The sequence below is a fragment of the Pseudoalteromonas aliena SW19 genome (assembly GCF_014905615.1).
GTDB lineage: Bacteria > Pseudomonadota > Gammaproteobacteria > Enterobacterales > Alteromonadaceae > Pseudoalteromonas > Pseudoalteromonas aliena.
Map to the genome: position 1 here is coordinate 291226 of NZ_AQGU01000026.1, position 13306 is coordinate 304531.

Sequence of the window (13306 nt, forward strand, 5' to 3'; positions counted from 1 at the left end):
TGCCGATAACTTAGCATAGTTGGGTAATATACAGGTTTATTATTATGGTCAATCAAGTTAATAAAGGTAATCAACAAGCAAGTGTTTTAACTAACACTAAACAGCAAAAAGTTGATTTACAAAGAGATAATACAAATACACAAGTGGCTCAGTCTGCTTCACCTAAAGCTGCAAGCGACTCGGTAAGCATAACACCACAAGCTCAACAATTAAAAACACTTCAAGACAAAGCGCAACAGTCGACTGGTTTTGATAGTGACAAAGTGGCTGAGTTGAAAAAAGCAATCACTGAAGGTAAGTACCAAATTGATAACGAAAAGCTTGCTAAAAATTTAGCTGATTTTGAGTTTGACGTGTATGGCTGATCATAACGGTTTAATTACAATTAAGCTTAATGAACAAGTTGATTGCTTGGATTCTTTACATGACTTATTGAACGAAGAACTTAATTCGATAGCATCGCGACGTGGTGAAGGTTTAAAAGAAATTGCCCAACAAAAAATGTCTTTTTTAACTAAGCTAAGTTCTCTCGATAAAGAATTAAATACACTAATAGCAAGTAATGATGAGCAATCATCAAATGTTAAAGATTTAATTACACTCATACGCAAAAAACTTGAGCAATGCCAAAAGCAAAATGATGTAAACGCACATGCGGCACATCAAGCCCAACTTAGCGTAAAACAATTAAAAGAAATTTTGATTGGTGCCCCCTCTTCTATGACCTATGACCAAGGTGGTAGCGTAATTAATACTGATAATAAGTTAGTGCATAACTTAAAAGCGTAAAATTAAACCTGTAAGCGCCCTACTAATATTATTAGTGGGGCTTTTTTATGCTCGATTGGGGCGTGGTGATCTTTCAAGATTAAAATTTTATTATTCTAAATAAAAATTTTAACAGGCATTGATCAGACCCCTAGGCAACTTTTTGGATTTTATATAAATTCAACGCATGTCCACCAATGAGCCTTATTATTTTTTCCCTGAACTCATCAAAACCATCCAAGCTGATTTTGTCGCCTTGCTGGAGTAGATTAATTCCCTCAAAACACTGAAAGACCCAACGTAATGTTGGGTTAGATATTTCTTTATTGATTTGATTCGCGATCGTGGCTTTTTCTTTTTTCATATTCGCTCTCATTCGTCTTTGCGCAATTGAATAAACTAACAATGAAAGTGTCATCACCATCAACAGAGCATCTATTCTACTTGGCTTTTTGATAAATAATGATGAAACAAAAAACAAGGGGTCTTTTAAAAACCTAAACCCTTTTTCTACTTCAGATTGTGCTTTGTAATGCTTAAGTAAACCTACTGGTGAAAGGGCTTCTTTATCAATATTCGTTGCTAATACGAAGCATGACTTTTGTTCTACAATCTGTTTTATTGCGGTTTCGTTTTCTTCAATTTCTGCCGTGATTTGCCATTCAATATTTTTTACTGGCGCATCTTTTTTAGGTCGCCCTTTACCTTCATAGACTTTATGCTTAATAAATTGCTGAGTCGCTATTTGATGATGCTTCATCTTTTTCGCTAATTTATCTAATGCGCGTTGTGCGTCAGTTTGACAAGCGAAACGTTGAGCTTGTAAATGGAAGAGGTCTTTTTTGATGCCTGTGTGTGCTCGCTCAACTTGTCGAACAATGCTTTTTTGTGCTCGGCTATTAGCTGCTTTTGAATAAATAATCATCCATCTTTGCTCTATCCCCATATGATCAACCTCTTCAATAACATATTGATAATTATCATCAATATTAACCCATTGGTTGGCTGCTATGGCTGTACTTATAGAGGATTTTTCAAGAGAAATTGTTGAAGGTACTAGCGTGAGAAATTGAATTTTGGTTAAAAACTCAGCATTACTTTTATGATAAAGTTTACAGTCTGCCACAAGGTATTTAGGAGCTTGGCTTTTTGTGAACTCATCAACAAGCGCCTTACTTCGCGCTTTAAAAATAGCGGTGTCTGCGCTGTTACCATCCCAGTTTTTACATGCAAGCGGGATCCCACCATCTTGGCTAACAATGATTTCTTGTACGACTTGTTTTAAATCAGGACGGTGAGCCTTGCTATAGCCATGAGTAATTTTAATGACATTTTCATCACTATCTCCATCATCAAAAGCATATTCACCTGTCAGTGAATGACTCGTTGTATCAAGTGATTCAAAGGTTTTATCAACTTGCTCTATTTCACATGCTTGTCCGGAGACTAATGAAAATAAGCTTTCACAGCCAAACTCGAAGCATTGATCGAGAGTTCTACCAAGTTTGTGACGATTAAAATGTGATGCTTGAACCCCTTCACGAAATAAATGTTCAAGAGGCAAGTTAGTAAAAAATTGAGGGCTGAGTGATAAAGGTCGATTGGCAAAACCGAGTCCATTCATGATCATGCCTTTTACAGCTTCACCGGGGGTGATTTCTTGTTTATCGTCTTGAGGTAAGTATTGATCTAAAAGGCTGACAATTTTTAAGTCTTCTATAATACCTGAAACAATACCGTGATGGTCTAACCGTTTGATTTTTAGATTCATATACACCTCAAAGTTGAGATGTTATTTTATCAAATTAAAGAGAATTAAGCGTTTAAATTAAATCGAAATTTTTGAAATTGGTCTGATCAATGTCTGTTTTAACAACGTTATGGGGGAATTTAATTCGTTCAATCATTCAAGTACTTATGCCGATTGGTATAAGTGTTAATTGCGGCGTGATATTTGTAACCTAATAAAGCAGATAAAAGTTGAACAAAGCTGCAGGCGATCCATTCTATACACCAGTAAACAACATGAGTAACCCTTCTAAGATGAAACCCGAGGGCAGCACATGTTTGGCATCTATGCCGAGTTATCGCCTATTTATGGGGAACACCACACTTCACAGGCTCAGCCTTGCCTAAAAACCAAACATACAGCTGCAAAATCAATCACGAAAGGTCAACACGCCCTAGTAATAAGTCACTTTTTTAACTTCACGTGGTTTAATCTCACCTATGTATAAATCGTGTACGCGTTTCATATTAAGCTCAAGCTCTGTTATATATGTATCGTTTACTGCATAGGTTTTTATGATTTGTGCACCTTTAATAATGCCATGTACCTTACTTTGTAAGTAATCATCTTTTGCTATTGAGCCTTCAACCGTGGTGCCTGCGGTAATTTGTTGTCCGTAAACTTGCTCTGTTAACTCTCGGTAAGCCTCTAATTTTGAGGCTTTAATAGCCATCAATTGCTTTTGTGAGCTATTATTTCCCTGTTGCAAGCTAATGGGTGCGTACCCTACTGCTTTTAAAGTTGGGTAATTATTTGGCTCTACATATTTATATTCAACATGTTTATCAAAAACGCTACTGCAACCACTTAAGGTTAAACAGCCAAGTGTAATAAGTAATGTAATTACGCGCATAGTACCTAGCCCTTAAATATTAATTAACCTAACTTATGCACGTTTAATGCCATTTATAGTGTTGTTTTAGGCTTTGACATAATATTGGTACAGTCCTTGCTCTAACCAATACACTAGCTAAAGTTTAATGGGAGTAAAAGTATGAAGTCGTTTTTATCATTGGCATTTGCAGGGTTAAGTGCAACGGCATTATTAACGTTCTCCCCTTTTACTAAAGCGCAGTGGTATGAATCAACGGGCCATGCGAACGTTCAAAATGGTGATACGAGCGCTGCCAAATCAGCCGCTATAAAAGATGCGATTACACAAGCATTAGTGTTCTCTGGCGCACGGGTTAGCTCGGTGCAAACCTTAGTAGATGGCGTGTTAATGCAAGATCAGCTAAAAATTAGCAGCCACGGCGAAATACAAAAAATTGAACTTGTTAGCGAAAATCAATACAGCAATAAATTTGCAATTACACTACGTCTCGATATTTTTTCTCAAACAGAGCACTGCCCACAAAGCAGTTTTAATAAATTTGTAGCCGTAACACAAAGTCAGCTTAATCATCGCGAGCAAGCTAGACTGGGTCAAATATTTGACATAAATAAAGCCGTTAGCAAAAATATTTTTACCTCATTACAAAAGTCAAAAATGAGCGCAGTACCTGTAGCCTATTACAAGAATGCGATTAAAGTTGATAAATACTTTTCTCAGCAGCATGACTACTCAAACGCGCAACTAGAAGAAATCGCTTCTCGCAGTAATGCACAATACGTTCTACTTAGCCAAATAACTAACTTATCAGCTAGCGACAAATTAAATAGCGATTACGCATTTTGGCAAGACGAAAGCTATCAACGTAGTTACAGCATTGAACTTGTCCTGTTTGACGGCACTACCTACGAACAACTTTGGCAAAACAGCTACCATAGCCAAGCGGTATGGCCATTTAAAAAAACAGCCATAGTCGATGTTAATAGTGATAAATTTTGGCAGTCGGCTTATGGACAAAATATTAATAATATAAACCAATCTATAAGCTACGATATTCAAGCTGCTATGGCATGCCTACCTACACAAGGTAAAATAATGCATATGGAAAACGGTAAAGTCGTTATTAATTTAGGCAAGGCGCATGGTCTAAAAAAAGGCCAAATGCTAAGCATTGCACATCATAATTATTTAACTGATGCTGCAGGTAATATTATGCCCCATACGGTGACTACTCTTAATACAATTCGCGTAGAGCAGCTGTATCAACAAACCGCTATTGCGGTCAGTATTGATGATAAACCGCTGCCAGGCGTGCAAATTAACGATGTAGTAGAAATAATCAGCCAAGACCTTTAAATATTTTAATTAATTTTTTTAGTCAATTTAGCTTTTAAATTAGGGTGAGCCGACAGCCACTCACCCAATTGTTCAACGCCCGATAAATGCGGATAATGTTTTCTACATGCAAACACCACATTCCGCTGCTGATTAGGAAATATAGGTAAATAATCAATTCCTATACGTTCAGTGCACGCCAACTTTGGAACAAATGTAATACCGTCATCCATAGCCACCAGCGCAAGTAAAGTCTCTAAACTATTCCCCTGATACTGATTAGATACGTCAACACCGGCAGAAAAACAAAACTTTTGGGCTTGATCTTTAAAGCAATGGCCATCACTTAACATTAACAGGCTGCAATCTTGTAAGTCACTGAGTGATACTTTTTTATGCTTTGATAACGTATTGTCGTGCGAGACAGCAACCAAAAAGTCTTCTTTGTATAAATTAACAGTATGGTAATTTTTAAGCTCTGGCACATCGGCTAAAATTGCAAAATCGAGCTGACCACTATTAAGGGCCTCAAGAATAGTGGCCGTTTGCATTTCAATAAACGAAAACTGGCTATCAATAAACGCCGCTTTCATCGATGTTAATAACGTAGGTAATAAATAAGGCGCAATGGTAGGAATAATACCTATGGTCAACTTGCCTTGCAGTGGCTCGTTAGACGTAGCGGCAAGTTCTTTGAGTATTTGCGTTTGCTCTAAAATAATCTCTATTTGTGTCAATAAACGAGCGCCTTTTACTGTTAAGGTAACCTGCTTAGTTGAACGGTCAAACAAAGTAACGCCAAGCTCATTTTCGAGTTTTTTTACTTGACCACTTAATGTAGGCTGACTTACAAAACAGGCGTCAGCAGCTTTGCGAAAATGCTTATAGTGCGCTATTGCTTTTACGTATTCAAAGTCTTTTAAGTTCATATTCAGCTCTACGTGATAGTTTATAGCTATCAGTTTAATACAAACAAACGATTGGAACTATATTTAATTGTTCGCCATAATGGCTATCAACAAATCAAGAGGAACAAAAACTATGTTAAACAATATTGAAGGCCAAACAATCCCGAGCGTTACATTTGCAACTCGTCAAAATGACGAATGGAAATCAGTAACAACTGATGACATTTTTAAAGGTAAAACCGTTGTCGTGTTTTCACTACCAGGTGCATTTACACCAACATGTTCATCAACTCATTTACCACGTTACAACGAATTAGCGGGTGTACTTAAGCAAAATGGCGTTGACGAAATAGTATGTTTATCAGTAAACGATACCTTTGTAATGAATGCATGGGCTGAGCATCAAGAAGCGCAAAACATTACTTTATTACCAGACGGCAACGGCGAATTTACTGACGGCATGGGTATGTTAGTAGACAAGAACGACCTAGGCTTTGGTAAGCGCAGCTGGAGATACTCTATGCTAGTTAAAGATGGTGTGATTGACAAAATGTTCATCGAACCAGATTTACCAGGCGACCCGTTTGAAGTATCTGACGCAGATACAATGCTTGACTACATTAACCCTAAGCAAGCTAAACCAGAGCCTGTAAGCATATTTACTAAACCTGGCTGTCCATTCTGTAAAAAAGCGAAAGCGCTACTAACAGAAAAAGGCTTCGCATACGAAGAGATCACGATGGGCTCAGGCGCATCACTAACAAGTCTTAAAGCAATATCTGGTCGTGAGACTGTTCCACAAATATTTATTGGTGGTAAACACATTGGCGGTTCAGACGATTTAGAAAAATACTTTGCTTAATTAAGTAAAAATTAACAGGGGCTTTAAAGCCTCTGTTTATTAAAGGAAAACGCTATGAAAGAATTGCAAACCGATGTTGTTGTTATAGGTGCTGGTACTGCTGGTTTAAGTGCTTATCGTAATGCTAAACAGTTTACACAAAACGTATTAATGATTGAATCAGGCCCTTACGGCACAACATGCGCCCGTGTTGGTTGTATGCCAAGCAAATTATTGATTGCCGCAGCGGAAGCTGCTCATTCAATTGAAATGGCCCCTGCATTTGGTGTACATAGCTCAAAGCCTATCATTGACGGTAAGGCAGTTATGGCACGCGTTAAAAGTGAACGCGATCGCTTTGCTGGATTTGTAGTGGAAGCCGTAGATGAATTACCCGATGATGATAAAATTCGTGGTTACGCACAATTTTTAGACGCTAATCGCGTACAAATCGACGATCATACAATTATTACCGCTAAGCGCTTTGTAATAGCAACGGGCTCTCGCCCTTCATACCCTGGCGTATTTAATAATTTTGGCGATAAACTGGTTATAAACGACGACGTATTTGATTGGGATGACCTACCAGAATCTGTTGCTGTATTTGGCCCAGGCGTTATAGGTCTAGAAATTGGCCAAGCACTTAGCCGACTAGGCGTAAATGTAAAACTATTTGGTGTAGGCGGCGCAATTGGCCCACTTACCGACCCTGTAGTAAGAGACTACGCAAACACAGTTTTTGCTCAAGAATTTTTTGTAGATACCGACTCAAACGTATCTGACATGATGCAAGTTGGCGACAAAGCACAGCTAACTTACACCGACAAACAAGGTGAGAAACACACCGAACAGTTTGACTACGTACTTGCAGCCACAGGCCGAGTACCTAACGTAGACAAGCTTGGGCTTGAAAACACCGGCATTAAGCTTGATGAACGTGGCGTACCCATTGCCGATGCACGCACTATGCAATGTGGCGACTCAAACATATTTATAGCGGGTGACGCTAGCAACATGATCCCACTGCTACATGAAGCATCTGATCAAGGTACTATTGCAGGACAAAATGCAGGGCGCTTTCCAGATGTACGAATAGGCTTGCGTAGAGCTCAAATTGCAGCGGTATTTAGCGACCCACAAATAGCAATGGTAGGCGAAAGCTACAAAAACATCACCGACCGCTTAGGTGAATGTGGTTGTTTTGAAGTAGGTGAAGTCAGCTTTGAAAACCAAGGCCGTAGCCGAGTAATGCTTAAAAATAAAGGCCACATGCGTGTTTACGCAGAGCAAGGCACTGGTTTATTTTTAGGTGCTGAGTTTATTGGTCCACAAGCAGAGCACATTGCACATTTACTAGCATGGGCCGTTCAAAATAAAATGACCGTACCACAAATGCTCGATATGCCATACTACCACCCTGTTATCGAAGAAGGGTTACGCACCGCACTGCGCGACCTAAACGCCAAACTTAAATTTGGCCCTGATATTATTAACCACTGTATGGAATGTGGCCCTGGCGCATAAACCATTTACCACATAGACACGCTCTAACAAAAGCCAAAGTGTTTACTTTGGCTTTTTGTGTGTTTTTTTTAAGCAGATCTCTCAAAAAAAATATTAGCTGTTACACTCAATTGATATCTCAATTAAAAAAATGGAACAGCCATGCCCAATAATAAATTTAGACTAGTCACTCGCAGCGATTTTGATGGCCTAGTATGCGCCGTACTGCTCAAAGACTTAGACCTAATAGACGACATTGTATTTGTTCACCCAAAAGACATGCAAGATGGGAAAATAGATATTACCGAAAACGATATCACCACTAACCTCCCCTACGTTGCAGGCTGCCACATTGCATTTGATCATCACCTAAGCGAAACCGTTCGTAACTCAAGCGACATTAAAAACCATATTATCGACCCATTCGCCCCATCGGCTGCTCGTGTTGTGTATGACTACTATGGCGGCGTAGAAAAGTTTCCAACTATTTCCACAGAAATGATGGAAGCGGTAGACAAAGGTGATGCAGCTCAGTTTTCAAAAGACGAAATATTAAACCCAACAGATTGGGTATTAATGAACTTTATTATGGATGCACGCACTGGCCTTGGTCGTTTTCGCGAGTTTAAAATTTCAAACTACCAATTAATGATGAAACTCATTGACGCCTGCAAAGATCAAAGCATTGAGAAAATACTACAAATGGAAGACGTAGCCGAACGCGTTGCTTTGTATAACGAACATAATCAACAGGCAAAAGAACAAATAAGCCGCTGCGCTGCAGTCCATAACAATTTAGTAGTGCTTGATTTAACTAAAGAAGAAACTATTTATGCCACCAACCGCTTTGTAATTTATGCCATGTACCCTAACTGCAATATCTCGATTCATAAAATGTGGGGGCTTAAAAAGCAAAATATTGTGTACGCGATTGGTAAATCAATCACTAACCGCAGTTCAAACACCAATGTTGGCGAACTGTGCCTTAAATACAATGGTGGCGGGCATTTAAATGCAGGTACTTGCCAAGTAGAAACAAACCAAGCCAAAACGGTATTAAGTGAATTAATTAATACAATTACAAGTGATGGTTAGTCAATAACACCATAATAGCTGGGGCGTGTTCTGGCTATTATGTAAAACATAGACCTCGCAAAACACCTCATATATTTATAGAATAATAACCCACTTAAAAGGAGTTATTATTTTGATGAACAATATAGAAAACTTTGAACAAACCCTATATTTAGATGCGAAAGCAGGATTCACTAAAATTGTACACGATCACGGTCACGATCTTTATGTACTCGGGTTTTATCACACTGGAAGCTACAGCCTGCTGCCAATGTTTAATACTTTATCCGATTTAAAAGAAGTCTTTGAAGAAGAATACGATAACGAAGAGGATGACTTTTTATTGGCAAAATGGAATCCGGATGACTTTCCTTCACTTGAAACCTACTCTGAATACTTTACCAGCACTGAAGAAGCTTGCTATGAACTCAATGATACAGATTTCAGTGTAACTGATGAACAATCACAACAGCACTGGCAACAATGGTTACAAGCATTAGAACGTGTGTTAATTCGTCTCGACACCGAAGGCGTGTTTACAAACGGCATTAATCGTAACAAAGTCACCTTAGCAATACTTGCATATGATGAAACCGAAGCCGTTCAATTTGAAAGAATCAAGCGCATTAATCCGCCCGCTGTTTTAGAAAGTGTTAAAACAGATTTTGAGACAATGATTGCCAGCCGCAATAAAGTAGAGCAATTAGTAATGGCAGAATTTGAGAATATGTAACAAGAGCGATAATTTTTATTAAAAATACCGCTTTGCTTTTTCACATGTAGCCCCTGATATTGGGATTGATAATTTACTCGCTTTATCAGGGCATAGCTTCATTAAAAGATTGACTGCAAAGCGCTCGCACCTTGGCAAAGTATACAGTTCATACTCTTGAGTAACACCAAGCGCAGATTGATAACTTAGCTGATCAAAGTATTCATTAGCACCTAAAGCAACAACTTTCTTTTTTGACTCTTCAGATGAGTGATAAATTTTACTTAGTATATCATTAGTAAAATCGACAACAGTGTTACTCTCAAATAAATTATTTTTCAAGGAGCAAACATTAAGATAAGGAGTCGCTTTGCCCACATCAAAATATACATCCCCCCCAACTGCAGACTGACTAAAAAGTATGATACCCATAGTACAAAGAGGCTTAACTAGTCGCACCTCTTATCTCTCCATATTTTAAGCAAACCATGTATGTTGCTCCAAAAAACAACAAACAAAACTATAAATAAGCTAACACTTGCCGATTCCGTTATAGCCCAGACTATAGTGACTGTAAGTGAGGTTAATAATACTGAAAAAACAAATGCAATTTGTACAATGTTTGTAGCTAAGTTTTCATCTGTTTTCTTCAGAATTATTTCACGTCGAGCATAATAATGTATACCAAGTAAGCAGATCAAAATAATGGCACATTGAACATGATTAAACAGGACAGCCACTCTAGTTGTACAAATAGTATTGTGTCATTAAATTTACTTTTTTGACCAAGAATTCACCTCTTTTTGTATTATTATTCACAAAGCACACATTAAATAAGTCATTATCACTCTTAAACCTAAATTACGCGCATGAAAATGACTGCATAATTGCAGTTTTAACTTTTATTGAATGGTTTTTAATTTATGCCAGTAGCTTTTCGCAGTTGCTAATATTTGTTCGCCGTTTACGCTTTAAGTTTTCACAGTAACTTGATTGTGAAGTGGGTCTCCCTACTGCACCATGAAATACGCGCGTAAATTGTGTGGTGAGTTTTAACCAGTTTTCAGGGGAAACATTAACCCTTTCGAGTAAGGGTAAGTGTGTACTTTTAATATACCCGCGTTTATCTTCTCGTATACAACGCCCTGTTAATTCAACAAGTTCAAGGTACGATTTAAGCTCAAACGGGAGTCCTTTTGGCATTATTTGACGTGGCATGCCTGCAAAGCGGAGAAGTTGTTTTGGTTGTTTTCCTTCCATTGCACATGTTAAGCGTAGTTGGGCGCTGGTATGGTCAGATTCTTCTGGGGTGTTAGCCATTTTAGCTCTGATTGGGTTTAAGTCGACATACGCCATACAAGCTACCAATGCGGCTTCATCAAGAAGTGCTTGTGACCTAAACCGCCCTTCCCAGAACCTACCTGTGCAGTTATCTTCTTTGTTTGCTCTGCGCGCAATGTCTTCATTTAATAACCTCATAAACCAACTAATAATTGATAGGCGTTCTCGGTATTCCTTTACTGTTTGATTAAAAAAGATAAGTTCAGCTTTACTTAGCTTCTCACCCTGTATGTACTTTTGCGTAAGTACAGTGCCCTTACACAGCTTGTGCCAGCGAATAACAATCGCTTTATCATTCAGCCTATTCGCTTTTTTATCATCAACATACAGGACTAAATGGGTGTGGTTACTCATAACAGCATAAGCACAGACGTCTATACAAAATATCTTAGCTAACTCAAGCAGTTTGTCTTCAACCCACCCTCTGCGGTGTTCGTAAGATTGACCAGTAAAATAGTCTTCACCGCACAAAAAAGCACGCCGAACACAACGTGATATACAGTGATAATACTTTGTATCAACCAAACTTACTTGACGCTTTCTTGCGATAGCCATGTGACACCCTGCTGGTTTTTGCACTAAACAAAGACTAGTACTTCGTTTCACAAAGTGCAAAAATTAGAATGGGTGTCATTGTTATTAATTGTTATTAAAACAAAGACTAGTACTTCGTTTCACAAAGTGCAAAAATTAGAATGGGTGTCATTGTTATTAATAACAGCATAAGCACAGACGTCTATACAAAATATCTTAGCTAACTCAAGCAGTTTGTCTTCAACCCACCCTCTGCGGTGTTCGTAAGATTGACCAGTAAAATAGTCTTCACCGCACAAAAAAGCACGCCGAACACAACGTGATATACAGTGATAATACTTTGTATCAACCAAACTTACTTGACGCTTTCTTGCGATAGCCATGTGACACCCTGCTGGTTTTTGCACTAAACAAAGACTAGTACTTCGTTTCACAAAGTGCAAAAATTAGAATGGGTGTCATTGTTATTAGCTAAAGCTAACTATTGAGCTTTAGCACTTATCAAACACCAGATTAAGCAAAAAAATTACCTTTAGCTTATCATTGCCAGAATGGCAAAAAGGGTCTTACTTGGAGTTCTGTAAATAACTGTACTGAATAAAATAACAATCACTCTCGCTTTCATATTTAGCTTTGAGCTCTTTTGATGAGTAGAAGCCTAATTCTGTTCGATAATATTATTAATCGTCGTTTTGCTAACGAATAGCATACCGTATTCTTTGATATATTTTAATATATTGTTTACATTGGTAATTGTTGGTGAAATTATTTAAGTATGCGACACCGTCGTTCTACAGTCTCGTGTACTGCTAAAATGACATAGAATAAGTAGTTAAAAATATAAGGGAATTTAGATGGCCTCTGAGCTGCTAAGAATAAAAAAAAGGAAAGAAACACGGCAAGAAATGATTTCCTTGTACGAAAAATCGGATCAGGTTCTACTGATACACTATTCTTGTGAGTCGTTTTATGACATTAAAGATGGAAGAACTCCAAGAGTTACATCTATTGCTGTTAGAAATTTAAAAACAGCTCAAACAGAAAGTTTCTCTGTTCATAAAATTGCAGAACGAAGTGATATCTCAATAAATGATATACCTGCTCGATACGATGAACTTGAAAAAAAAATGCTTGAAGAGTTTTTTGAATTCATAAAATACAGGCAGACTTTTCACTTTGTTCATTGGAATATGCGTGATGGCGCATATGGTTTTTCAGCAATTGAACATAGATTTCAAGCTCTAGGTGGCGACCCGTACAAAATACAAGACGACAAAAAAACTGACTTGGCTCGAGCACTTATATCACTATTTGGTCGCCAGTACGTGGGTCACAGTAAAGCAGGTCGATTTCTAGCTATTGTCGAATTAAACAAAATAACTGATAAAGATGCTTTGACCGGAAAGGAAGAGGCGGATGCTTTTGAGGCTGGGGAATATGTTCAATTACATCGTTCGACGTTACGGAAAATTGATTGTATGTCGAATATATTTGAAAGAACTATTGATGGTTCTTTAATCACCAATGCTTCTTGGCAAGATCAGTATGGAATTCACCCTAAAGCGCTCATTGAGTACGTGAGAGATCATTGGTTATGGTCTGTTGTTGTTATCATAGCTATAATTTCAGGCCTTGTTGGAAAAATAGCAGGTTTGTTCTAAATATATTG

13 protein-coding genes and 1 pseudogene are annotated in these 13306 nt (G+C 38.0%); 8 read left to right on the forward strand and 6 right to left on the reverse strand.

The window, feature by feature from the left end:
• The first annotated feature begins 44 nt into the window (after window positions 1-44).
• Complete coding sequence (gene flgM, locus PALI_RS12570) at window positions 45-365, forward strand: flagellar biosynthesis anti-sigma factor FlgM (protein WP_077537201.1); 321 nt, start codon at window positions 45-47, stop codon at window positions 363-365.
• Complete coding sequence (gene flgN, locus PALI_RS12575; protein WP_077537200.1) at window positions 358-789, forward strand: flagellar protein FlgN; 432 nt, start codon at window positions 358-360, stop codon at window positions 787-789. Before flgM ends, flgN begins: the two co-directional genes overlap by 8 nt.
• A gap of 130 nt (window positions 790-919) precedes the next feature.
• Here the strand turns inward: flgN and PALI_RS12580 are convergent, their stop codons facing one another.
• Together PALI_RS12580 and PALI_RS12585 are read right to left on the reverse strand one after the other, a co-directional pair.
• Entirely contained in the window at window positions 920-2539 is a 1620-nt protein-coding gene (locus PALI_RS12580) for an IS1634 family transposase (RefSeq protein WP_193154366.1), read from the reverse strand.
• 412 nt (window positions 2540-2951) lie between these two features.
• The gene (locus tag PALI_RS12585; protein WP_182702497.1) at window positions 2952-3410 is read right to left on the reverse strand and encodes an LPP20 family lipoprotein; all 459 of its coding nucleotides are present in this window, start codon (window positions 3408-3410) and stop codon (window positions 2952-2954) included.
• Window positions 3411-3551: 141 nt separating this feature from the next.
• On the opposite strand from PALI_RS12585, the gene PALI_RS12590 reads away from it, so the two are divergent.
• Complete coding sequence (locus tag PALI_RS12590) at window positions 3552-4745, forward strand: flagellar assembly protein FlgT (protein ID WP_193156060.1); 1194 nt, start codon at window positions 3552-3554, stop codon at window positions 4743-4745.
• Window positions 4746-4750: 5 nt separating this feature from the next.
• Here PALI_RS12590 and PALI_RS12595 read toward each other — a convergent pair whose 3' ends face one another.
• Window positions 4751-5653, reverse strand: a complete 903-nt coding sequence (locus tag PALI_RS12595) for a LysR substrate-binding domain-containing protein (RefSeq protein ID WP_193156061.1) — start codon at window positions 5651-5653, stop codon at window positions 4751-4753.
• 112 nt (window positions 5654-5765) lie between these two features.
• On the opposite strand from PALI_RS12595, the gene PALI_RS12600 reads away from it, so the two are divergent.
• From PALI_RS12600 to PALI_RS12615, 4 genes are all read left to right on the forward strand, one after another.
• On the forward strand, window positions 5766-6494 hold the full coding sequence (locus PALI_RS12600) for a glutathione peroxidase (protein ID WP_077537196.1): 729 nt from the start codon (window positions 5766-5768) through the stop codon (window positions 6492-6494).
• Between the two features lie 54 nt (window positions 6495-6548).
• Entirely contained in the window at window positions 6549-7997 is a 1449-nt protein-coding gene (locus PALI_RS12605; RefSeq protein ID WP_193156062.1) for a dihydrolipoyl dehydrogenase, read from the forward strand.
• Window positions 7998-8138: 141 nt separating this feature from the next.
• A complete protein-coding gene (locus PALI_RS12610) occupies window positions 8139-9071 on the forward strand; it encodes a DHH family phosphoesterase (RefSeq protein WP_193156063.1) in 933 nt (310 codons plus the stop codon).
• A gap of 115 nt (window positions 9072-9186) precedes the next feature.
• Complete coding sequence (locus PALI_RS12615; RefSeq protein ID WP_138586414.1) at window positions 9187-9783, forward strand: DUF4303 domain-containing protein; 597 nt, start codon at window positions 9187-9189, stop codon at window positions 9781-9783.
• Between the two features lie 18 nt (window positions 9784-9801).
• On the opposite strand, the gene PALI_RS12620 is transcribed toward PALI_RS12615, so the two are convergent.
• The 3 genes and pseudogenes from PALI_RS12620 to PALI_RS12630 form a co-directional block, all read right to left on the reverse strand.
• A complete protein-coding gene (locus PALI_RS12620) occupies window positions 9802-10104 on the reverse strand; it encodes a hypothetical protein (protein ID WP_193156064.1) in 303 nt (100 codons plus the stop codon).
• A 579-nt stretch (window positions 10105-10683) separates the two neighbouring features.
• Window positions 10684-11658 carry a transposase gene (locus tag PALI_RS12625; RefSeq protein WP_193156065.1) on the reverse strand — a complete coding sequence of 325 codons (975 nt, stop codon included), beginning with the start codon at window positions 11656-11658 and terminating at the stop codon, window positions 10684-10686.
• Window positions 11659-11798: 140 nt separating this feature from the next.
• Window positions 11799-12020 (reverse strand): annotated as a pseudogene (locus PALI_RS12630) (Mobile element protein); the annotation flags it as partial.
• Window positions 12021-12491: 471 nt separating this feature from the next.
• On the opposite strand from PALI_RS12630, the gene PALI_RS12635 reads away from it, so the two are divergent.
• A complete protein-coding gene (locus PALI_RS12635) occupies window positions 12492-13298 on the forward strand; it encodes a hypothetical protein (RefSeq protein WP_193156067.1) in 807 nt (268 codons plus the stop codon).
• Window positions 13299-13306 lie beyond the last annotated feature (8 nt).

What these genes read in the sequence shown, in the direction of transcription:
- PALI_RS12615 (WP_138586414.1), top strand. Translation starts at nt 9,187, where the DNA reads ATGAACAATATAGAAAACTTTGAACAAACCCTATATTTAGATGCGAAA.
- PALI_RS12625 (WP_193156065.1), bottom strand. Translation starts at nt 11,658, where the DNA reads ATGGCTATCGCAAGAAAGCGTCAAGTAAGTTTGGTTGATACAAAGTAT.
- PALI_RS12590 (WP_193156060.1), top strand. Translation starts at nt 3,552, where the DNA reads ATGAAGTCGTTTTTATCATTGGCATTTGCAGGGTTAAGTGCAACGGCA.
- PALI_RS12635 (WP_193156067.1), top strand. Translation starts at nt 12,492, where the DNA reads ATGGCCTCTGAGCTGCTAAGAATAAAAAAAAGGAAAGAAACACGGCAA.
- PALI_RS12585 (WP_182702497.1), bottom strand. Translation starts at nt 3,410, where the DNA reads ATGCGCGTAATTACATTACTTATTACACTTGGCTGTTTAACCTTAAGT.
- PALI_RS12610 (WP_193156063.1), top strand. Translation starts at nt 8,139, where the DNA reads ATGCCCAATAATAAATTTAGACTAGTCACTCGCAGCGATTTTGATGGC.
- PALI_RS12605 (WP_193156062.1), top strand. Translation starts at nt 6,549, where the DNA reads ATGAAAGAATTGCAAACCGATGTTGTTGTTATAGGTGCTGGTACTGCT.
- PALI_RS12595 (WP_193156061.1), bottom strand. Translation starts at nt 5,653, where the DNA reads ATGAACTTAAAAGACTTTGAATACGTAAAAGCAATAGCGCACTATAAG.
- flgN (WP_077537200.1), top strand. Translation starts at nt 358, where the DNA reads ATGGCTGATCATAACGGTTTAATTACAATTAAGCTTAATGAACAAGTT.
- PALI_RS12600 (WP_077537196.1), top strand. Translation starts at nt 5,766, where the DNA reads ATGTTAAACAATATTGAAGGCCAAACAATCCCGAGCGTTACATTTGCA.
- PALI_RS12580 (WP_193154366.1), bottom strand. Translation starts at nt 2,539, where the DNA reads ATGAATCTAAAAATCAAACGGTTAGACCATCACGGTATTGTTTCAGGT.
- flgM (WP_077537201.1), top strand. Translation starts at nt 45, where the DNA reads ATGGTCAATCAAGTTAATAAAGGTAATCAACAAGCAAGTGTTTTAACT.